Annotated in this window: 23 protein-coding genes; 11 read left to right on the plus strand and 12 right to left on the minus strand. The window is 35.4% G+C overall.

Going from position 1 to position 22,458, the window contains the following annotated elements:
* From MT391_RS18080 to glpE, 3 genes are all read right to left on the minus strand, one after another.
* Nucleotides 1-117 (minus strand): thiamine pyrophosphate-binding protein (locus MT391_RS18080; RefSeq protein WP_499499408.1); only part of this gene is annotated, 117 nt, incomplete at its 3' end.
* A 208-nt stretch (nucleotides 118-325) separates the two neighbouring features.
* Nucleotides 326-676, minus strand: a complete 351-nt coding sequence (locus tag MT391_RS18085; RefSeq protein ID WP_299667085.1) for a DUF6572 domain-containing protein — start codon at nucleotides 674-676, stop codon at nucleotides 326-328.
* Nucleotides 677-789: 113 nt separating this feature from the next.
* On the minus strand, nucleotides 790-1,101 hold the full coding sequence (gene glpE / locus MT391_RS18090; RefSeq protein WP_299667087.1) for a thiosulfate sulfurtransferase GlpE: 312 nt from the start codon (nucleotides 1,099-1,101) through the stop codon (nucleotides 790-792).
* 293 nt (nucleotides 1,102-1,394) lie between these two features.
* Between glpE and MT391_RS18095 the strand changes: the two genes are divergently transcribed.
* The 3 genes from MT391_RS18095 (at nucleotide 1,395) to MT391_RS18105 (ending at nucleotide 4,804) form a co-directional block, all read left to right on the plus strand.
* Nucleotides 1,395-2,624, plus strand: coding sequence for an O-antigen ligase family protein (locus MT391_RS18095; RefSeq protein WP_499499368.1), 1,230 nt, complete (start codon nucleotides 1,395-1,397; stop codon nucleotides 2,622-2,624).
* Nucleotides 2,621-3,697, plus strand: coding sequence for a glycosyltransferase family 4 protein (locus tag MT391_RS18100; RefSeq protein ID WP_499499369.1), 1,077 nt, complete (start codon nucleotides 2,621-2,623; stop codon nucleotides 3,695-3,697). Before MT391_RS18095 ends, MT391_RS18100 begins: the two co-directional genes overlap by 4 nt.
* A 99-nt stretch (nucleotides 3,698-3,796) precedes the next feature.
* On the plus strand, nucleotides 3,797-4,804 hold the full coding sequence (locus MT391_RS18105) for a WavE lipopolysaccharide synthesis family protein (RefSeq protein ID WP_499499370.1): 1,008 nt from the start codon (nucleotides 3,797-3,799) through the stop codon (nucleotides 4,802-4,804).
* 195 nt (nucleotides 4,805-4,999) lie between these two features.
* On the opposite strand, the gene MT391_RS18110 is transcribed toward MT391_RS18105, so the two are convergent.
* The 6 genes from MT391_RS18110 to MT391_RS18135 all read right to left on the minus strand — a co-directional run bounded on the left by MT391_RS18110 (nucleotide 5,000) and on the right by MT391_RS18135 (nucleotide 10,546).
* Nucleotides 5,000-5,956, minus strand: coding sequence for a WavE lipopolysaccharide synthesis family protein (locus tag MT391_RS18110; RefSeq protein WP_499499372.1), 957 nt, complete (start codon nucleotides 5,954-5,956; stop codon nucleotides 5,000-5,002).
* Between the two features lie 2 nt (nucleotides 5,957-5,958).
* Nucleotides 5,959-6,684 (minus strand): glycosyltransferase family 2 protein, encoded by a 726-nt coding sequence (locus tag MT391_RS18115; RefSeq protein ID WP_499499374.1) that lies wholly within the window; start codon nucleotides 6,682-6,684, stop codon nucleotides 5,959-5,961.
* Entirely contained in the window at nucleotides 6,684-8,267 is a 1,584-nt protein-coding gene (locus MT391_RS18120) for a capsular biosynthesis protein (RefSeq protein ID WP_499499375.1), read from the minus strand. The genes MT391_RS18115 and MT391_RS18120 overlap by 1 nt, the downstream gene beginning before the upstream one ends.
* Nucleotides 8,267-8,638, minus strand: a complete 372-nt coding sequence (locus tag MT391_RS18125; RefSeq protein ID WP_499499377.1) for an HAD family hydrolase — start codon at nucleotides 8,636-8,638, stop codon at nucleotides 8,267-8,269. Before MT391_RS18125 ends, MT391_RS18120 begins: the two co-directional genes overlap by 1 nt.
* Nucleotides 8,639-8,723: 85 nt before the next feature.
* Nucleotides 8,724-9,497, minus strand: coding sequence for a glycosyltransferase family 2 protein (locus tag MT391_RS18130; RefSeq protein WP_499499409.1), 774 nt, complete (start codon nucleotides 9,495-9,497; stop codon nucleotides 8,724-8,726).
* Entirely contained in the window at nucleotides 9,497-10,546 is a 1,050-nt protein-coding gene (locus tag MT391_RS18135; RefSeq protein ID WP_499499379.1) for a CDP-glycerol glycerophosphotransferase family protein, read from the minus strand. The genes MT391_RS18130 and MT391_RS18135 overlap by 1 nt, the downstream gene beginning before the upstream one ends.
* 104 nt (nucleotides 10,547-10,650) lie before the next feature.
* Between MT391_RS18135 and waaA the strand changes: the two genes are divergently transcribed.
* Nucleotides 10,651-11,928, plus strand: a complete 1,278-nt coding sequence (gene waaA, locus MT391_RS18140) for a lipid IV(A) 3-deoxy-D-manno-octulosonic acid transferase (protein WP_499499380.1) — start codon at nucleotides 10,651-10,653, stop codon at nucleotides 11,926-11,928.
* Between the two features lie 61 nt (nucleotides 11,929-11,989).
* On the opposite strand, the gene MT391_RS18145 is transcribed toward waaA, so the two are convergent.
* Nucleotides 11,990-12,697 (minus strand): 3-deoxy-D-manno-octulosonic acid kinase, encoded by a 708-nt coding sequence (locus MT391_RS18145; RefSeq protein WP_499499382.1) that lies wholly within the window; start codon nucleotides 12,695-12,697, stop codon nucleotides 11,990-11,992.
* A gap of 37 nt (nucleotides 12,698-12,734) precedes the next feature.
* Here MT391_RS18145 and MT391_RS18150 point away from each other — a divergent pair, with 37 nt between their 5' ends.
* Nucleotides 12,735-13,784 carry a glycosyltransferase family 9 protein gene (locus MT391_RS18150; RefSeq protein ID WP_166372294.1) on the plus strand — a complete coding sequence of 350 codons (1,050 nt, stop codon included), beginning with the start codon at nucleotides 12,735-12,737 and terminating at the stop codon, nucleotides 13,782-13,784.
* A 142-nt stretch (nucleotides 13,785-13,926) separates the two neighbouring features.
* Here MT391_RS18150 and MT391_RS18155 read toward each other — a convergent pair whose 3' ends face one another.
* Entirely contained in the window at nucleotides 13,927-14,931 is a 1,005-nt protein-coding gene (locus MT391_RS18155; RefSeq protein WP_499499384.1) for an NAD-dependent epimerase, read from the minus strand.
* Nucleotides 14,932-15,179: 248 nt separating this feature from the next.
* Nucleotides 15,180-16,832, minus strand: coding sequence for a glucose-6-phosphate isomerase (pgi, locus tag MT391_RS18160; protein WP_499499386.1), 1,653 nt, complete (start codon nucleotides 16,830-16,832; stop codon nucleotides 15,180-15,182).
* Nucleotides 16,833-17,336: 504 nt separating this feature from the next.
* Between pgi and ubiE the strand changes: the two genes are divergently transcribed.
* The 6 genes from ubiE (at nucleotide 17,337) to tatC (ending at nucleotide 22,458) form a co-directional block, all read left to right on the plus strand.
* Nucleotides 17,337-18,092, plus strand: a complete 756-nt coding sequence (ubiE, locus tag MT391_RS18165; protein ID WP_166372291.1) for a bifunctional demethylmenaquinone methyltransferase/2-methoxy-6-polyprenyl-1,4-benzoquinol methylase UbiE — start codon at nucleotides 17,337-17,339, stop codon at nucleotides 18,090-18,092.
* A 55-nt stretch (nucleotides 18,093-18,147) separates the two neighbouring features.
* A complete protein-coding gene (locus MT391_RS18170) occupies nucleotides 18,148-18,753 on the plus strand; it encodes a ubiquinone biosynthesis accessory factor UbiJ (protein ID WP_499499388.1) in 606 nt (201 codons plus the stop codon).
* Nucleotides 18,754-18,796: 43 nt separating this feature from the next.
* Nucleotides 18,797-20,434: a ubiquinone biosynthesis regulatory protein kinase UbiB gene (gene ubiB, locus MT391_RS18175; RefSeq protein WP_499499411.1), complete on the plus strand. Its 1,638-nt coding sequence runs from the start codon at nucleotides 18,797-18,799 to the stop codon at nucleotides 20,432-20,434.
* Between the two features lie 104 nt (nucleotides 20,435-20,538).
* Nucleotides 20,539-20,763: a twin-arginine translocase TatA/TatE family subunit gene (gene tatA / locus MT391_RS18180; RefSeq protein WP_499499389.1), complete on the plus strand. Its 225-nt coding sequence runs from the start codon at nucleotides 20,539-20,541 to the stop codon at nucleotides 20,761-20,763.
* 345 nt (nucleotides 20,764-21,108) lie between these two features.
* The gene (tatB, locus tag MT391_RS18185; RefSeq protein ID WP_499499391.1) at nucleotides 21,109-21,660 is read left to right on the plus strand and encodes a Sec-independent protein translocase protein TatB; all 552 of its coding nucleotides are present in this window, start codon (nucleotides 21,109-21,111) and stop codon (nucleotides 21,658-21,660) included.
* Nucleotides 21,661-21,663: 3 nt separating this feature from the next.
* A complete protein-coding gene (tatC, locus tag MT391_RS18190) occupies nucleotides 21,664-22,458 on the plus strand; it encodes a twin-arginine translocase subunit TatC (RefSeq protein ID WP_166372287.1) in 795 nt (264 codons plus the stop codon).

The following is a 22,458-nucleotide window of genomic DNA, read 5'->3' on the forward strand; positions in this document are numbered from 1 at the left end:
GACCTGCGCAATATCAGCCATACCCATTGGTGCGCCTGGGTGACCTGAATTGGCTTTTTGGACAGCATCCATACTAAGGGCGCGTATTGCGTTAGCTAACTCTTGACGAGAAGGCATCTGTTTCTCCTGATTACATTTTGAATTAATGAAAAGTGCGGACATATGAGGTGCGGATTATCCCAAATACCCAGAGCAGGGGCAATGGTAAAGTTAAAATTTGATCACATATTTAAACAAAATAAAGATCAATCTAAGGAGGAGAACCTGAAGGGAATGAATTCCAGATAAGGATAAACTAATGCACCTTATCTGGGATAGAGCAAGCTTAACTATGTTGTTCCGCGTAGCCTGCATTTTTATTCGGACCAAAAACAAAGATAATACCTTTGTCTAAAAGAATTTGAGTGGTTTTATCAAAAAAGGTAATCGCTTGATCTGTAGGCATATGCTTGAGGATTAATTCAATAGCTATATCAAATCCTTCGGCATCTGGAAAAGCGTTAACTAACTCACCTGATTCAATGAAATATAGATATGTATTAATTTTTTCTTGTAACGTGAACAGATGAACATCGTCATGGTCCCACACTAATGAATCGATAATACTTAAAAAGACTCGTCTCGCTTCTTTCTCCATACCAATTGCATCAATACTATCTGTATCTACTACACTCATATATAACCTTTATTTTATCTTTTTTATTTTACTGATCATTCAGGGATACGAATAATCTATTTTTATCTACACCACCAGCCTATGCCATCAACTTATACAATTAAACTATGTGACTAGTTTAGTGGGAATAGTTGACGCCACATAGCCATACCACCTTCCACACTATAAGTATCTTCATAACCTTGTTCAGCTAAATATTGAGCTACACCCTTACTGCTATTTCCGTGATAACAAACCACAAAAACTGGCGTATCAAACTCAACTTTATCGAAAAACGCTTTCAACGTATCATTGTTTAAATTGAATGCACCTTCGACATGATCCGCTGTATAAGATTGAAGATCGCGAGTATCCACAAGAATAGCTTCTTCATTTTGTAATCGTTGCTTTGTTTCAGCTATTTCTATTAACTTGAATGTGGGCATACTTTTTCCTTATAATTTGAACGCAAAATACTTTATTTTTATTAGATTACAGATAAAATAATGATATCTCTTTTAACTCAGTTTAACTATGCGTATCATGCCCTAAAATAGTGCTTTTGCAAATTCCATATAGAACCTGAACAATCGATATACCGACCAATCATTTCGATAAAAAATTCAATATAACTCTGACATTACATATGTAAGTCTATTTAATTCACATATTTTTAGGGATAAATTTCACTTGAAATTTATCCCTAAAAATATAAACAACTTTAATAAAGAGCCATTTAATGAACACTAAGAATTTAACTTTACTCACTTCTTTGTTAACTTTCCTATACTCTTTAACCATACTTATGTCAGGCAAAAGTTATTCTTATATTGCTATTTTATTATGTATTATTTCTTTGTTAATTTTACCTATAACCTTAAAAAACAGATTACCTTCTGAGTTTTATAAAATTGGATTTTCTTTCATTTGTTATGCATTGGTTACCGCTTTATCACTATTAATATTAGGCGGTAAACTTAGTAACTTAGATATGCCTAGTCGAACGTTTTTCATCCTTCCAGTCTTTATTCTTCTATTGAATTTCCCTCCGAAAAAGGAGTGGGTTTTTATAGGGATTTTAACAGGCTCTTTTATCAGTGGATTGATTGCACTGTATCATTATCAAGTTTTAGGTATACGCGCATTTGATGATTTTGGATATATGGTAATTCAATCAGGTGATATTGCGATGTCGCTAGGCATTTTTTCTTTAATCATTGCAATTCAACACCTCAAAGACAAAAAAATTGCATGGACAATTATAGCATTAACATGTGCATTTTTTGGTGTACTAGCAAGTATGTTATCAGGTGCTCGTGGCGGGTGGATAATTGCACCCTTTGTGATTATTTGGCTGTTAATAATTAACCGTGAGTTGATATCCATAAAAGTAGGAGTAGCCTTAGCGATAATACTTGTAAGTAGTAGTTTAATATCTCATGACATTGTAGAACAACGTATCGTAAATGCAGTTCAGGATATAACTAAACTTAACGAAAAAGATTACAGTACCTCATCTATTGGTGCACGGATAGAAATGTGGAAAAGTGGTGTTTATAATTTTATTGAAAATCCACTATTTGGAATTGGCTACAAGGATAGGCAAAAACATAATCAAACTCTAGTAGATAAGAAGTTAGTTAATTCTATTGTTCTTGAATTTGGTAGGCTACACAATAGTTACATTGAAGAACTATCTATTAAAGGTATTATTGGCTTAGCTACATTAATGCTGTTCTTTTGTTCCCCGTTATATTTTTTCATATCCAAAAGAAATGTTAAAAACAGTGTTATTGCACAGCTAGGCATTGCACATATTACACTTGTGATGGGATATTGTATGACTCAAAACTACATAAATCATCATTCTGGAATGCTGCATTATTTAATGTATACAATAATATTTTACGCGATGTTTCTTCATACCAACCAAACATCAGTTTCTGAAAAGAAAGGGGTAGTACGATGAAAATTCTCGTTTGCAGTTCATATAAGCATGCTTGGAACAGTGTAAGACCTGAGGCTGAAATGTTTATTGAAATGGTCAATCAAGGGCACCATGTAACAGTAATGACACAAGGAGATAGCCCTTATAAACAGAGGTTCCTGGACTGTGGAGTTGATGTCATTGATGGTTACCCCACAAAAAAAATATGCATTACTACGATCAAAAAAATTCGTAAAGCTTTACAAGAAAACAACATTGATATTTGTTATGCATTTAATTCTAAAACAATCCCTAACGCTGCATTTGCATGTATTGGGAGTAAAGCTAAATTAGTTGTCTATCGGGGCACAACAGGCGGCTTGTATCGTCATGACCCATCGGCTTACTTAACTCAGTTACACCCTCGCGTTGATGGGATTGTATGTGTTTCAAAGGCAGTAGAAAGAGATGTTGTTCAACGAGTTTGGAAAAACAAAGATAATGTAGTAACCATTTATAAAGGTCACAAGCTAGAGTGGTATCAAGTTGCACCTACTCCACGTAGTGAATTTGGTTTAACAGATGAGCATATTATTGCTGTTTGTGCCGCACATGTAAGGCCCAGCAAAGGTATTTCTCTTTTATTACAAGCGACCCATTCGATTACAAACCCAGATTTTCATTTGATTTTAGCTGGTAGTGGATTTGAGCCGTATTTTGATGAGATCAAAGCAAGTCCAATGAGTGAACGTATTCACTATATTGGGCATAGAACAGATATTCCGTCATTAATGACAATGGCAGATTTTCAGGTTCAACCATCAATTAGTGGCGAGGGTTTACCTAGAACCATTATTGAAGCAATGGCAAATGCAACTCCATCCGTCGTAACAACAACAGGAGGCTCACCTGAACTTGTTGTGGATGGTAAAACTGGCTTCATAGCGGAAGCCGGAAATGTTCAAGAGTTTGCAGATGCAATGAATAAGCTAATTAATAATAAAGAACTAATTCAATCAATGAGTATTGCCGCACAACAACGTCTGGACAACGAGTTCCATGCACAAAATACGATTAAAGAACACCTAGCATTCTTTAATAAATTATTAGCTTAACAATATTAATTAAAACAATTAATTGAAATATACTCACATACATTATTGGATAATTTCACATGACATTGATAATAAATATCCACAGAAAAAGAAGTCATTATGAAAAATAAAACCTATACTGACATTAGTGTCGTAGTTCAAGGGCCGGTGCAAAGTTTAGGAAATAGAGGACAAGAACAAGGTATTACTAACAAGTGCCTTAATTCAGTCCGTACCTACTTACCTGGTGCAAAAATAATTTTATCTACATGGCACAATCAAAATTTAGATGGTCTAGATTATGATGAATTAGTTTTATGTGAGGATCCAGGTCAGAATATTCGTAAATACAATAAAGATGGCTCACCTAAATATTATAATAATAATAGACAAATTGTTTCAACTTTAGAAGGTCTTAAACGAGTAACAACCAAGTATGCGATCAAATTAAGAAGTGATAATTATCTAACATCTAATAACTTTATATCATTACAAACGCAGTTCCCTGCTCGAAGTAATAAATATAGATACCTTAAAGAAAGAGTTGTTACAGCGAACGCATTTACTAGAAAGTACGCTAAAGGGCAAAAAGTAGCTTTTCATCTAAGCGATTTTTTTTATTTCGGTTTGACTGGTGATTTACTCACGTTATGGGATTTGCCTTTAGTCAAAGATTATAAAAAGAAGTCTGAACACGATTTAAGCCCATCACACCCTAATTATATAACTGATTGTACTCAATTGTTCTGGTTACGATCATTACAAAAATTTGAACCTTCCATTACACTTGAGCACCTATTAGACAACAATAAAGAGAAAACTAAACAATCAGATATCTGTTATGCAAATAATGTAATTATATCGTCACCTGAAGAAATCGGACTTAATTTAGGCGAGAAATTTTCTAATGGAAAAGTCAGAATATCTAGAGAGAGAGGAAAGTGCGCTCATATCCACTTTCATGAGTGGCAAGATCTTTACAAAAAATATTGTGACCCAACTTTTAATATAGAACCTACATACATACTTAGATGTAAGTTGTTTATTAATCGTCTAAAATACATCTTTCCCGTTTATTTTGAAGCAAAGATCCGTCAGTTAAAACGAAAAAAGTATAACGTATCTTAATGTTATAGAGTTACTTTTAAGTAACTCTAGCTATTCCAGCAAAGTAAACGATTCATTTTTTATTCATGTGTATTTTAAAAAATTGACTGACTGTAAGTAGCCAACAACATCTTTGACTTCAATTGATGTAAATTATCTAAAGATATTGATATTATTGGCTCGTCCAGAACTAGATTAAATTTCACCCCATTATATTTATTTAAAAATCAATTTAAGATGAGTATAAAGTTTACTAATGGGTAGTTTAAAAAATCTTCTTATCAATAGCCCTAGCTGTGCTTTTGAAAAAGGGATTTTTTGTTTTTTGTTACAATATTTCTGATAGAGCTTCAACCAATCTATATGGCTATACTCATTTGCTCTTTTTAATTTTCTTATTGAACTATGCCTAAGACCTAGCCCTAAGACCTCTGGATCAGCAATAATAATATTATTCGCTAAAAATTCATCCCAAAATTTCACATCCTGTATAGTAGAATCATAACGATGTTTCAATAACGGAGCATCTTTAGTTAATCTCCTCAACCATATTTGACAATAGACCTGCTCTGCTTCTAAAGATTGACTTCCTTTTTCACGTAATATACTTTTCTTTAATAACTCTTGGGCAAAAGGCTGCTCTTCAAAAAGAGGTTGTTCCCAGATCAACTTTAAATCAGTAGTTAAACCATAATAGAAAAAATCACTCGCATTGAAAACCACTTTATGGCCGTGGGAAGTCCGACGAAATAAATTACTATTGATGACGACTTTCTCAGTAAGAAGTTTATATTTATTCGAGTTTTTGGGGAACGCTTTTTGGATTTTGACAAACTCATTTCCAATTAAGAAGTTATCGCTTCTTAATTTCATCGCATAAGGCGTTGTCACAACTGCCAGACCAGCTTTTGTAGAAAGGACTTGGCGATGGTAATTAGGAGGGCAATAAGCATCTTCATTTTGTCCTGGGTCGTCACTTAGTACTAATTTATCATACTCTAAATGACTAATATCCTGCCCTTTCCACGTCGAAAGGATAATAGTGGCACCCGGTAAATGTTGGCGAATACTTAACAAGCACTTTTCAGTTATGCCTTCTTGTTGCTTTCGAGCTTTAGAAGACTGTACTGGTCCTTGTACAACAACACTGATTTTTTGGAATACTAGATCCACACTCAATCCTTTTTCAAAAACAATAAATATTCATCTGGAACACCGCAAAAAATAACTTCATCACGCTTGATTCGGTGATAATGAACTTCATTTTTTTGATCAATAAGGTAATTATATAAAGGTGCAATATATAGTTCTCCTTTTTCCCATTCGCTTTCTGGTTTTGCAATATAATTATTATAAGCTTGGTTAAAAATAGCGATACTTTTGAAATAATATAAACCTGTACTACACAAGTTTGAAATAGCTCGTTTTTCTGCTGTTTCAATGACTTTAGTGCTGTTGCTAGACTCTGGCTTTGCAAATGACCAATTATCACCTTCCCCTTCAAATACCTCTAAATAACCATCCCAACGTTCGATATTCTTAGGGTAATTAAATGCAGGTCTAAAGGTATCAATATTAAAAATAGTGATTGCTTCTTCACTATTAGCTATTGATTGCAAACCAAGGTAGACAGTTTCTGCTTGCCCTTTTGTCTCTTTATCCAAAATAAAAATATGTGCTTCTTTTATTCCTAAAACAGCGATCTCATTTTTAATGAACTCAACCGTCCCTAAAATATCACGAACAATAAATAAAAAACTTTCTGTTTGAAAATACTCAGAAAAACTATTTACAGCATGTGCAAAAAGAGACTTGCCATGAGCTTCAAGCATATATTTTGGTTTTGTGTATCCAGCTTTAAAGAAACGAGAACTTAATCCAGCCATTGGGATAACGATCATTATTTAACCTCTTTAATTATTTTGTATAACCTAAATGCATTGGCCATTAATGCTTGTTGCCTTTTTTTATCGTCACTATGTAGAGGTAACATCGATAAAAATAGCTGTATTTGCATTGCGTATAAAGCATTACTAGTTAGATTAAACTTATCATTCACTAATGTTAAAAATAAGGATTGGATACCTTTAATTGAATTTGGTACGTCGAGTGTAAATTGAATACTATTCTGCTTAATATCAACTTCATAATATTCTGCTATGATCCAATCATATAACCCTAATATTGAATGGCTAAGTTTAGCTACATCATAAAGACCATCACCAAAAATAGTAAAATTTTCATTTAAATCGATCCCTCGAGGATCAATTGTTTTTATATTATTGGTTCTAAAATCATACAATATATTACTAAAGCAAAAGTCACCATGAACTACGCTATTATGGTGACTTGAGGGGGGTAAAAATTGTTCACTACATTGTAATAAATCAGAAAATGAAGCGTTTAGATTTTGATTGTACAACCATTTAGTCTCCATAGTACAGCCAATTTCCTGACAATACTCATTAAGTCTAACTCTAGTTTTATCTTGAAACATGTCCTTTAAATCAACACCTTCAGATTGATTAGGTGCTTTATATTTATGGCATTCCTCTATAAAAAACAAGCAATTACTAAGTATTTTTTTCCATACAATTTCAGGAAGAACAGAAAAAACATACAGTTCATTGAGCGCAGTATAATGAAGGTACTCTAATTGATAAGAAGCACTTTCTTTAGTGATAATTGAACCAAGGTATTGGGGCAAAAATATTCTTAATTGAGCAGGTACATTTTCAAACCAGTTAGCTTCTGCAGAGATTTTTTCAATTTTATGACTAGATTTTCTAATCCAACGAGGAGTAATCTCAAGGTTATTAAAAGCACGTTGAGTAGTAAATTTTGCTTTAGATCTATAGTAAGTATTTAGGTGCCCAAAATCTAACCAATTATCGACCTCGAGTACGCTTAAATTACACTTTTTATGATAATAATTAAGGCTCTCAATAAAATCCCAATGTGCCATAACTAGAGCCCTAACAAGTTGTTTAGGTTGATTGAAATTAAAGTAACCACACACTACATTATGCTTGTCTAACTCTTCCCCCCCCTCACTAGTGTTTAGCCAAATACTATTATCATTATTAACAACAGCCCAATGGTAACTACTATCGACTTGAGAAATAGAAATAATATTTTCATTACCTGGCAAGTTAGGTAATAACGTATCACCAAAAAGAATACTTAATGAGACCTGATTATCATATTCAGCTAAATTTAATGCAGATACTAAAGACTCGCCTAGTGATAAGCCTTCAGGAATTTTTAGAATCGTTACATTGTGTAGAGCAAGCCAAGTTAAATCATGATGATCAGGGGTAAAACCTTCGGGTATACTCAGAAATATTTTTTTATCTTCAGGCGCTGATTTTACTTGATGCTGAAATAGACGCCTATTACCTAGTGGCAAAAATGATGGAGGAATTTTACCAAATTCTGAACGTAGTTCTTGAGTGATATAATCACCCGACATAATCAAGAACATTACTTTTCCTTAGCCAATAGCTCTTCTATTTCATTGATGCTTAAAGCAGAAAACTCTGATGGGCGAATAGCACGATCATCGATATAAAACCCATCATGCCCACACCAAGGCTTACCAACTAATATTTCATCGAATGGAACTTGGTGTTTTTCTAACCAAGCAGTAATAATAGGTAAGGTAAATATATTAATCTTTCCTACATTACCTTTATAAGTACGCATGTTTCGAGCGGTATGAATAGTTATGCTATAACCTAATTCTTTATAATGACGAAGCTGTTTAATAACCTCTAAATTAGGTGAAACATTAATATAATCATTTGTATCTGCTTTAGTAATAGTGCCATCTAAATCAACAATTAGTTTTTTCATTAATAATGTAATCCATTTCAAATATGTATTAAGTATCTTAATTTATATACTTCGTAAATCATGCCTAAAAGTAATTAAATGTCTATCAACTTCGATCGTTCTCAAGTAACCACAGACCTGCATATTTATTAAAATTACCATGTGCATAACGCATTGCGACTAAAAACCCGATGCTGCCATCTAACATACCTAGCCTTAATACATAAATATGAAAAAATACCCACATAGATCTTAATAATGCTAACAATAAACCATGTGATTTTTTACCTTTACGAAAATATTTTTGTGAGCCTAACCAAGCATAATTGGCTGATTTATCTAATCCATGTTTAAAGTCACGATGTGTGTAATGCAATAAAATACCTTTCATTTTCCCAAAATTGGTACCTATTGGAATCACTTTTTCATGTACCTCATCCAAAGAAAATTCAGCACCTTCTCTTTTAAATAAACGTAAAACAGCACGAGCACTTCGGCCATATTTTAAGGTTTTACCATGAATAGTCACACCCCAAGGAAGTTTATAGGCATCATGTTGAATGATTGGCTGTGCGAGTAACTTAGATAATTCAGCTTGCATTTTTTCATCCAACGCTTCATCGGCATCAATTGATAACACCCAATCGCAGGTTGCCTTATCTAGCGCTCTTTGTTTTTGTTTACCAAAACCAGGCCAATCAGTCACGAATACATGCTCAGTATATTGTTTACAAATAGCCACAGTATCATCGATTGAACCACTATCTAAGACAATGATTTCATCTGCAACATTTTTAACTGACTCTAGGCAACGAGAGATCCTATCGGCTTCATTTTTAGTAATAACAATCACTGATAAACTATGTTTTTTTACACTCATCATATTTTCCAATATTTTAATTTTTTGCGTAGTTTTAACTGTCGAATAAGATTTAACGGTTTAGGTTTTATATTTTCAACCCCTTCTTTTTTCAACTGTTCACAAGCCTCTACGACTCTTCTACTGGACTCACCATCACTATAAGGATGTGTTTGCGAACAATACAGATCAATTTTATTTAAAAGTTTTTCTGAGCTATTTAAGGCCTGCTCGATGGTTTTATCAAGATCATTCACATTATTTATATGAATAAAACTGTCGTTTGTTGTTTTGTTTTTATAGGCAATTACCGGCTTTTTTTGTAATAAGAACATAGTCATAATCGACGAAGTATCACATATCATCACATCAGCAGCTTGCAATAGAGGAATAACATCATCTGTTTCAACAAATTGCAAATTTTCGTTCTGTATTGCTTTGTATTTTTCTACAATATCAGCTGGCATTTTAGGATGGAACTGTACTAACCAACGATATTCAGGTGACTGGCTTAATTGTTTAATAGTAGGAAATAACTCATCAGCATAAGAAGTTTCTGCCGAAAAAGTAGAACAAAGTAAAATTGTTGGGCGGTTATCCCCTTGAATGCGATAAGGATTTACTTCAACAGCTGTAAATAAAGGATCGAGCATTGCCCAGCCGGTTTCTTTAACGGTAAAGGTTTGGTATTGCTCTGATAATTTTAAAAATCGTTGTGTCGTATTTGGCCCTTGGGTACAGTACATATCAAAACACTGACGAATTTTAAAATGAGCATCGTTACCTCGTTTGCCAGAGTTAAAGCCATGAAATAAACCCACCTTGATCCCTTTAATGAAACTAGGCACAACATTACCAGGGACTAAAACAAAATCAGCTCCCCACTGATTCACTTTTTCAACCGTATTCAATTGAATTTCATCGCTTAATAAATACTTATCAGAAACTTCCTTGCCTTCTAAAAACCATTTAACACTCCCCCCTCTAGCGAGGATTACAGACTGTATAGGACGTAGCATTGCGTAGGAATAATTTTGAGAAATGTACATTAGATATTTTTGAGGAAGCATACGCAGCATATTCCGTATTAATAAAACAAATCGTTAAGTATCAATGATTATATCGTGGAATTTATATATGATATATATTTTTACTTGAACAGTTAGGGGTAACAATGATTCTTCGATGGTTTTATAGTATTGTGCTTATGATCGTTTCCCCATTTTTCCTTTATTCACTCTATAAATCAAAGCCTAACAAGCCTAAGTTTGGTGTACGTTGGAAGGAGCACTTCGGGTTTACACCTAAGTTACAGGATACGATAAATGCGCCGTTCTGGATCCATGCGGTTTCTGTTGGAGAGGTATTAGCCGTTACACCTTTAATAAAAACATTCAAAAAACAAAATCCTACAGTATCAATTATCATTACTACCACCACCAGCACAGGTGCGGCAGAAGCAGAAAAACTTGGAGATTTAGTTGAACACCGTTATATGCCTGTCGACTTTTCATTTGCAGTTAATGGATTTATTAGCGCTATTCAACCGCAAGCGCTGTTTATTATGGAAACAGAACTGTGGCCAAATACCTTACACTGCTGCCAAGTAAATAATATCCCCGTCACTATTATTAATGCGCGTCTTTCAGCACGATCTGAAGCTCGTTATAAAAAATTCCCCTTTGTTTTCAGTTTATTGCTTAAAAATATTAATTATATTTTGGCGCAGACAAAACAAGATGCACAGCGTTTTGTGAACTTGGGATTAAAAACAGAACAAGTCAGTGTTACAGGTTCAATTAAGTTTGATATTAAGGTGAATGACGAGCAGCTAACACAAGCTTCATTATTGCGTCATTCGCTAGGACAAGACAGACCTATATGGATTGCCGCCAGCACGCATAAAGGTGAAGACGAACAACTTATAAAAGCTCACCAACAGCTATTATCGAAGAAACCTAACGCATTATTAATCCTAGTCCCTCGTCATCCGGAGCGCTTTTTATCGGTGCAAATATTGGCAGAGCAAACTGGTTTATCAGTGACCACTCGCAGTAGTCAACAAGCAATTACTGAGAATACTCAGGTCTATTTAGGTGACTCAATGGGCGAAATGATGGTTTTATTAGGAGCCGCTGATGTTTGTTTTATCGCCGGTAGTTTAATTGGAGATAAAGTGGGTGGACATAACTTGTTAGAGCCCGCAGCACTTAAAAAGCCAATTTTAACTGGTCCAAGTTATTTTAACTTTAAGCAAATAACCGAGCAGTTAGTCGAGCTTGGCGCTTGTGCGGTCTGCAATGATAGTAGTGAAATAACACATTCTTTAATGCAATTATTTGATAATAAAAAAATGCGCCTTGAACAAGGCGAGATAGCGTTTAGTTTTGTACAGCAGAATCAAGGAGCATTGCAGAAAACTATTGATAAGATGCAAACAAATAAGATGTAAACCGATAAGATTCAAACTATCGACAAAGTTAAAACGAAAGACGCGGTGCAAACTAAATAAACTAAGCATGTTGATAAGCGTTAAATAAGCACTGCCAATCATTCTGAGTCCATTTTATCTGGCGTTTATTAAGCTCTTTATTAAAAGATCTTAATAAGCGTTGAAGGTTTGCTTCTTTCCAAGCTTCCCCCTGTTGCTGATAACATTTATCAAAATCAATGATCCAAGCTTTCCCATCATTATCTAAAAGAATATTATGAATGTTTAAGTCCGTATGATTTACCTGAGCTTGATGCATTTTTTTTATTTGTATCGCAATCGCGCTATATTCCGTTTCAGTTAATGGCCGTTGCTGTAACACCGCCACTAAATCCTGTGCATTTGGTATTTTTTCTGACAGCAGATCCGCCTGATAACAAAAATTTCTTTTAATCACGCGCGCCGCAATGGGTTTAGGCACATTCACATCATGTTGCTTTAAGGTTTGTAACAAATGAAATTCAGCCACTGAGCGTGTTTTTGGCCAGCCATTAAATAAATAATGGTCTGATATTATCTTGCCAAATAAGCCACCTCGTCGATAATGACGCAGCGCAGCTTGCATTTTTGCCAATTGAACAAACCATGTTGTACCTCGCCCCGTCGCAGAGCCGACTACTTTATCTTGTTCAAGCCAAAATTGAGCATCAAAACAACGTTCAATATCATCGCTAATTAAGCTATCATCGAATATTATATAGTGTTTATTTTGCTCAAGCGTTTTCAACATGACTCTAATCCATTTATTTCAAAGATAAGATATTAACATGCCTCTATTTACAACTGCACCAAAATCTATCTGTCTACTACGCCTCTCCGCTATTGGCGATGTATGCCATGCAGTCGCGATGGTGCAAGCCATTCAAAAACAATGGCCGACCACTAAGATAACGTGGATCATGGGTAAAATTGAAGCGCAATTGTTGCATGACTTACCCGATGTAGAGGTGATCGTTTTCGATAAAAAAACTGGCTTCTCGGGAATGAAGGCAATTTGGAAGCAACTGTCTGGCAGAAAATTTGATGCCTTATTGCATATGCAATTAGCACTGCGAGCGAGTGCACTAACACTGGGTATTAAAGCTAAATACAAAGTAGGATTTAACCGTAAACGCGCTAAAGAAGGGCAATGGTTATTTACCAATAAAAAGATCCCAGATACGGCCTCACAACATGTGTTAGATAGCTTTTTTGAGTTTGCCTACTTTCTAGGTATTGATAAAACAACACCGACTTGGAATATTCCACTTAGTGATGCAGATATTGAATTTGCAAATCAAGTGAGTCATTTAAACCGACCTTTGTTTGTGATCAGCCCCGCTGCCAGCAAAGACGAGCGCAACTGGTTGATTCCTCGCTATGCTATGGTCGCGGACTATGCAGCTAAAACAGGTTTTGCAGTGGTGTTATGCGGTTCACCGACCCCTAGAGAACAAAAACTCGGTGAAGCCATAGAGAGAAAAATGCACCAGCCGGTCATTAATCTAATTGGTAAAACATCGTTAAAACAATTAACCGCCGTATTAAAAGAAGCTTCACTGGTATTAGCCCCAGACTCTGGTCCTGCCCATATAGCAACAACACAAGGAACACGAGTGATAGGTTTATACGGTCATAGTAATCCTAAACGAACAGGCCCTTACCTAAGTAAAGATAGTGTTGTTAGTGTTTATGAAAAACATGTACAAGAACAACATAAAAAACCTTTGCAAGACCTACCTTGGAGTGCGCGCGCTAAGGGTGATCATATTATGCAAGATATAAGTACAGGCCAAGTGATAGAACAGTTTAATAAATCAACCGACTCGCTAATTTAACGCAGTCAAACTGCTCTTCTACACCTATATCAATTTAGCACTGATGTCAATTTAGCATTTATGCTTAAGCAATAAAAAAGGGCTAATACAATTAGCCCTAACATTTCACTATTTTAGCCAAGCTTATGGGAGGATTGTAAAGTTACTTTTGGTAAAATTCTTTATACCATTTAACAAATTCAGCAACACCTTCTTTAACAGTAACCGCTGGCGTGTAACCGATAGCCTTAAATAAGTCACTGGTATCTGCATAGGTTTGATAGACATCACCAGCTTGCATTTCTCGAAAGTTTTTCTTCGCTTCAATACCTAATTCACTTTCAATCGCTTGCACAAAGTCCATCAAACTAATCGGAGAACCGTGGCCAATATTGTAAACAGCATAAGGTGCAGAGCTGGTTGCAGGGCTTCCGGCCTCCACGGTCCAATCTGGGTTTTTAACAGGTTCAACGTCTGCAATACGAATAACACCTTCTACAATGTCATCAATATAGGTAAAATCACGCCACATATCGCCATTGTTATTGATATCGATTGTTTCACCTTCTAGAATTTTTTTAGTGAAGATGAACGGTGCCATATCAGGACGCCCCCAAGGACCATAAACAGTAAAGAAACGTAACCCTGTCGTAGGAATATCGTAAAGATGAGAGTATGTATGCGCCATTAACTCATTAGATTTTTTAGTGGCCGCATAAAGAGAAATGGGATGGTCAACCGAATCGTTAGTGGAGAAAGGAACTTTAGCATTAAGACCATAAACAGAACTTGAAGAAGCATAAATTAAATGCCCAACTTTATTCTGACGACAACCTTCAAGAATATTAACATGACCTACTAGATTACTATCAGCGTAAGCAAGTGGATTTTCAATAGAATAGCGAACGCCTGCTTGTGCACCTAGATGTATGACTCGGTCAAATTGCTGCTGTGCAAATAAAGCTTTAATGCCGTCACGGTCAGCGAGGTCTAATTTAATAAACTCAAACTGTTCATGCTCAATACGTTGCAATCTCGCTTCTTTTAATGCGATATCGTAATAATCATTAATATTATCAATACCAATGACTTGATGCCCCGCTGCTGTTAAACGTTCCACTACTACACTACCAATGAAGCCAGCGGCACCCGTTACAAGATATTTCATATTAACTCCTAAATGTAGGTCATTTTTTATTTTTGCTTTTTATTTTTTAGAGTGACTATTCAACTAGCTCAGACATTGCAGCTATAATTGCAGCTATAGTAGTGATTTATCAATGCGGAGTAAAATAGTTCTCATACAAAAACAAAAAAGCGCCTAAATATAACCAATAACTCGATTACATTAAGACGCCCATAGCAGCTCAAAATTAACAATAAAAATTAGCTATTCACGTTTATTTTCAAGCTTTCTTATTTCCAAGCTTTCCAGGCATTAATTAAACCGTTGGTTGAACAGTCGTGGCTATTCACACTATCGTCATTACTCAACTCAGGTAAAATTTGTCCTGCTAGTTGCTTACCTAACTCAACCCCCCATTGATCAAATGTGAAGATATTCCAGATAACCCCTTGAGTGAAAATCTTTTGCTCATACATTGCAATTAATTGGCCTAATGTTTTAGGGGTAATCTTTTTAACTAAAATAGAGTTAGTTGGTTTATTACCTTCAAACACTTTATAAGGGACTAAATCAGCCACTTCTTCAGCAGATTTACCCGCAGCAGTAAACTCAGACTCCACTTGCATTTTGCTTTTACCAAAAGCTAATGCTTCAGTTTGAGCAAAGAAGTTAGATAATAATTTAGCATGGTGATCACCAGCCGGATTATGGCTTACAGCAGGAGCAATAAAGTCACAAGGAATTAATTTGGTTCCTTGGTGAATCAATTGATAGAAAGCATGTTGGCCATTAGTACCAGGTTCACCCCAAATAATTGGACCTGTTTGGTAATCAACCGGGTCACCATTACGATCTGTACATTTACCGTTAGACTCCATATTTCCCTGTTGGAAATAAGCAGGGAAACGATGCATATATTGGTCATAAGGAAGAATAGCTTCTGACTCAGCGCCATAGAAGTTGTTATACCAAATCCCAATTACCGCTAATAACACAGGAATATTATTTTCAAATTCTGTAGTGGCAAAATGCTTATCCATATCGTGAGCACCAGCCAGTAACTCTTCGTAATTTTCAAAGCCAATGGTTAATGCAATCGATAAACCAATCGCTGACCAAATCGAGTAACGACCGCCAACCCAATCCCAGAATTCAAACATATTTGCAGTATCAATACCAAACTCAGTTACGGCATCCGCATTCGTTGATAACGCAGCAAAGTGCTTAGCAACAAATGCTTCATCTTGCGCAAAGTTTAAGAACCAATCACGCGCACTATGTGCATTGGTCATAGTTTCCTGTGTAGTAAATGTTTTAGAGGCGATTAAAAACAACGTCGTTTCTGGATCTACTTTTGTTAACGTTTCAACAATATGGGTACCATCAACATTAGATACAAAATGAGTTTCAATACCTTCTACTTTATAAGGACGTAATGCTTCAGTAACCATGAATGGACCTAAGTCAGAACCACCGATTCCGATATTGACCACATCTGTAATACGTTTACCGGTATAACCCAGCCACTCACCAGAATGCACTTTTTCACAGAATGTTTTCATCTGAGCTAACACTTGGTTGATTTTAGGCATCACATCTTCACCATCAACCATCACCGGCGTATTACTACGGTTACGTAATGCCGTATGTAACACTGCACGTCCTTCTGTAATATTTATCTTTTCACCAGAAAACTGCGCTTTGATAGCCGACGCTAAATCAACTTCTTTAGCGAGATCAATCAAACTCGCTAGTATTTCTTCAGTTATTAAATTTTTAGAGAAATCGAGTAAAAAATCTTCATTAAATTGACGAGAGAATGTTTCAAAACGTTCTGGGTTTTCAGCAAATAATTGAGATATTTGCATATCAGCATGGTCATCAAATAAGTTTTGTAAGGTTGACCAAGCAGCGGTTTGTGTAGGTTGGATATTTTTCAACATATGGAGTTCCCAAGTTTATGATATTAAATCGTATCTACTCATGTGTGCTCGCCAGTCAATCAAAGCGGCACAGAGTCATGTAATATTTATAACTAGCATGTAAAAGCAGTAAAGATGGCACATAGCCATAGTAATCAGTTATTCTTTTAATTTGATAATATCGCCAAATTCACAGTATTTCTGTGATAAAGCGTAACATTAAAAACAAAAGAAAATAAGCTACTTAAATCAATAAAAGAGCAAACAATAAAGATCCAATTACAAAGGAAAATTGTTATCATAGTGTCATATTTATACTTGAATGACAGAAGATGTAGATTTAGCTTTTTATAAAACGGCAATATGAAAGTACAGGCATTATAATTTTGAAAGCATTGATTTTAAATACAGAGATCAAACTGCTTTAATTAAAACTGTATTAATGTGTGCCTTGCTGAACTTAATATCTTCAGGTAGTTTGAGCATAATACCCAATAATTTTATCCTTAAGGTAAAGAGATAACCATGCAAGAAAAGCCAGACAATACGACTCATTTTGGTTTTAAAACCGTTGAAGAAGATAAAAAAGTGGAACTAGTTGCAGACGTTTTCCACTCTGTTGCTGCTAAATATGACATTATGAACGATGTCTTATCAATGGGTATCCATCGAATTTGGAAGCGTTTTACTATTGATTGTTCAGGTGTACGCCAAGGTCAAAAAGTATTAGACCTTGCAGGTGGAACTGGCGATTTAACAGCAAAATTTTCTCGTATTGTAGGCCCTAAAGGTAATGTGGTTTTAGCTGACATTAATGATTCTATGTTAAAAGTTGGCCGTACAAAGTTACGCGACATGGGTATTGAAGGCAATGTGAGTTATGTGCAAGCGAATGCAGAAGAACTGCCCTTCCCTGATAATCACTTTGATTTAATTACCATTGCTTTTGGATTACGTAATGTAACGGATAAAGATAAAGCACTGGCGTCTATCTACCGAGTTTTAAAACCAGGTGGGCGTTTATTAGTGTTAGAGTTTTCAAAGCCTATTTACACGCCGGTTAAAAAATTCTATGACTTCTATTCTTTTAATATACTGCCAAAATTAGGTAAATTGATTGCTAATGATAGCGAAAGTTACCAATATCTTGCGGAAAGTATTCGTATGCACCCAGGTCAAGAGGCGCTAAAAGAGATGATGGAAAATGTTGGGTTTGAAGGAACTGAATACTTTAATTTAAGCGCAGGTATTGTGGCTTTACACCGTGGTTATAAATATTAAGCGTGTTATTCAAAAAAACCAATAACAGATAAAACCCATTACAACGAGACTCAATATGCCATTAAATAACTTGCTTTGCGGTTTATTAGAAACAGGTGTAAATCAACTACATCAATTAGATAGCAGCGCTGTCATAAAACGGAAACAACTTAATGGCACTATTATTGGGGTTAGTTTAAAAGAGCTTAATTTCCCTTTGTATTTTGTTATTTCATCGCAACAGGTTGATATACTCAACAAGTTCTCCGGCGATCCTGATTGCTTTATTCGCGTCAGTGTTAGTGCGTTACCTAAATTACAAGATAATCATCAATTAACTCACCTGATTAAAACCGGACAATTAGAAGTTGAAGGTGATATTCAATTAGTGCAACAGTTTGCACAACTATTAACGGATATGGAGATAGATTGGGAAGAGCACTTATCGCATAAAGTCGGCGATGTGATTGCTCATAAGTTTTGTTACCACGCCAAAAAAATCCAGCAAAGTGTTCACCAGCAGTTAATGAATGTAGAAAAACAAACGGCGCTCTATATTACCGAAGAGGTTAAACTTGCGCCTAGTGGCTTAGAAGTTGCTTATTTTTGTGAGCAAGTAAAAACGCTAGATAAGCAAGCAGATAAACTATTGTTGAAGTTAAACCAGTACACAAATAAATAAAGTAAATTAACCATATGCTAACAAGTTAGCTGGAAGATAGATGATTAAAATAAAAGAATTATCGCGTTTGTACCAAATCAATAAGACCTTTATTGAGTACGGTTTAATTGAATTAGTTCCCAAAGCGCAAATCCCTAAAAGTTACTGGTTATTACGTCTGTGTTTATTTTGGTTACAAAACCAACATCAAGACATGGATTTACCTGAACGCCTGCGTTTAAGTTTACAATCACTCGGACCTATCTACATAAAATTAGGACAAATGCTGTCAACCCGTCGTGATTTGTTAGCGCCAATTTATGCCGATCAACTGGCGCATTTACAAGACAATGTTCCAGCTTTTTGTGGTGATTTAGCAATCAAACAAATAGAAAAATCATTTCAATGTCCAATCGATGAGATTTTTGATGATTTTGATAAAGTCGCATTAGCATCAGCTTCCATTGCCCAAGTTCATACGGCTATTTTAAAAGAAGATGGCAGAGAAGTAGTTATTAAAGTGACACGCCCTGGCATTAAAAAAACTATTGCCGCTGATATTCAATTAATGAAATGGCTAGCAGCATTAGTTCAGCGTTTTGTTAAAGATGCAAGACGCCTGCGCCCTGTTGAAGTGATCAAAGAATACGAAAAAACTATTATTGATGAATTGGATTTAATGCGTGAAGGCGCCAATGCAATCCAATTAAGACGAAACTTTCTAAACTCTAAAGTATTGTATGTACCTGAAATATATTCCGACTACTGTACAAAAGACGCATTAGTAATGGAACGAATCTATGGTATTCCCGTTTCAGATATTGATGCATTAAAAGCACAAAATACTGACCTTAAATTACTCGCAGAGCGCGGGGTTGAAGCTTTCTTTACCCAAGTATTTAGAGATAGTTTTTTTCATGCGGATATGCACCCAGGTAATGTATTTGTTTCCTACGAACATCCAGAAGACCCATTATGGATAGGCATAGATTGCGGCATTGTTGGGACATTAACCAATGAAGATAAACGCTATTTAGCAGAGAATTTTTTAGCCTTCTTTAATCGTGATTACAGACAAGTTGCACTACTGCATATTGATTCTGGTTGGGTACCAGCAGACACACCAGTAGAAGAGTTTGAATTTGCTATTCGCGCCGTCTGCGAACCTATTTTTGAAAAACCACTTTCAGAAATTTCATTTGCTCAAGTATTGATCAATCTTTTTAATACTGCTCGACGCTTTAACATGCAAGTCCAGCCGCAATTAGTGTTATTGCAAAAAACCTTACTTTATATCGAAGGATTAGGCCGTCAGTTATATCCACAACTAGATTTATGGGATACAGCAAAACCCTTCTTAGAAAACTGGATGCGTGAACAGGTAAGTCCTAAAACACTGCTCAATAAAATCAAATTAAAAGCGCCGTTCTGGTTAGAAAAATTGCCTGACATTCCAGAGTTGGTTTATCACAATTTAGCGCAAAGCAAACAAATCCAACAACAACAGCAATTATTAATGCAACGCTTTAATGATCAGCAACAAAAAAATAACAAAAACCAAGTGGTAACATCACTGGCGATCACGTTGAGTATCATCACTGCACTTTTCTATTTACAATCAGAGGGTAGGTTTAACTTGTATTTTGCCTTACCCGCAGTAATATCATGGGTAATTGCGTGGCGTTTTAGCAACAAATCTTAATATTTTTAATAGCAGATAAAAAGCTATTGATTAATTTATATTATTTTTAACGATTTTTTAATCACTTTATTTTTAACAACATCATTACATATAGGAAATAGATTATGGGCGGTATCGGAATTTGGCAGTTAATTATTATTGCTGTGATTGTTATTGTTTTATTCGGCACAAAAAAATTACGCGGTATTGGCGGTGATCTTGGTGGTGCAATCAAAGGTTTTAAAAAAGCGATTAAAGACGAAGATACAACACCGACTGAGTTAGAAAAAAAACCAGACACAAATTTAAAATCTGAGCAGAAAAAAACTGAAACAGAAAAAAGTGACTAAAAGATTAATCGGTTGATAGGTTAATAGGTTAATAGGTTGATAAATTAATAGGTTAATAAGTTAACTTTCAATATTTTTCTGTCACCGTTTAATGGGCTTATTATCTAATAGTTGATTATGTATGCTAAATATCGTCGCTCATACTTTTTAGTGATAGAAAATATGTTTGACGATAGATTAGATATTTAATGATAGATGATATGTTTGGCCACAAGTAATGTGTTCGGCTATTAATCCAAATGAGTCATTAAACAATAACTCATTAAACAATGGTTCAGTCATGCAAGTAAGTCTGTAGAAGTTTATTACAGCCGCTAAATTGCTCAGTAAAAGGTACTTTAATTAATGTTTGATATTGGCTTTTGGGAGATCATGTTGATCTCTATAATTGGATTAGTAGTATTAGGCCCACAACGTTTACCTATTGCCATTCGTACGGTAATGAAATGGGTAAATACGGCCAAAAGTATGGCTAATTCAGTGAAAAATGAGATTTCACAAGAGCTTGAATTACATGAAATGAATGAAAATATGATCAAAGCAAGCAAACAAGGGCTGGATAAACTAGATCCTGATTTAAAAGCTTCCATTGATGAAATGAAAAATAGTGTTAGCGAATTAACCCATCCCTATAAAAATAATGTAGATGACTTAATTAATGCACAAGCCACGACTAAAAAAGACAGCACCGATGCTAAAAATCCGGCTATAGAGCAAGCGAATACATCCGCACAAGATAAAACCACGGAAGAAAACCTACAATCACAACACACCCCATCAGGTAATAATAGGTTCGATAATGGTTTCGATAAGAGCTCAGCTATTAAAGTGCCAGTAACTGAAGCAGAGCAATCAGACCATGCATCTTCAAGCCACGTTTCTCAGCAGGATAAATAACTCATGAGCGAGCAATCGTCAGATCAAACGCAACATAGCTTGCCTTTAATTACTCATCTTTTAGAGTTAAGAGATCGCATTCTTAAAGTGGTGATCGTGGTGTTGGTGATATTTTTTAGCTTAGTTTATTTTGCTAACGATATTTATCACTATATTGCCATCCCACTGACTAGCCAATTACCTATTGGCTCAAGCATGATTGCAACAGGGGTTGCTACGCCCTTTTTCACACCAATTAAACTAACTATCGTATTATCTATTTTTGTCGCAATACCGGCTATTTTGCACCAAGTATGGGCTTTTATTGCACCCGGCTTATACAAGCATGAGCGCCGACTTATTGCGCCCTTGGTGATCAGTAGCGCGCTTTTGTTTTATCTAGGCATGATGTTTGCGTATTATGTAGTATTTCCTTTGGCCTTCTCCTTCTTTACTAGCACCGCTCCAGAAGGTGTGACAATTGCCACCGATATAAGTAGCTATTTGGACTTTGTATTAAAACTCTTTTTTGCCTTTGGCTTAGCCTTTGAAATACCCGTTGCTACTTTAGTTTTATGTTGGACAGGTGCAACTACACCCGAAGCATTAAGAGCAAAACGCCCTTACATTGTGGTCGCCGCGTTTGTCTTTGGCATGTTATTAACACCGCCTGATGTTATCTCTCAAACTCTCTTAGCCGTACCCATGTTGATTTTATTTGAACTAGGGTTATTGTTTGCTCGTTTTTATGTGAAAAAGCCAGAAGACGATGAAGAGGTAGAAAACACAATCCACAAACAATCAAAACAGAGTGATTAA

This window comes from Vibrio sp. 1-Bac 57 (assembly GCF_037546855.1).
GTDB lineage: Bacteria > Pseudomonadota > Gammaproteobacteria > Enterobacterales > Psychromonadaceae > Psychromonas.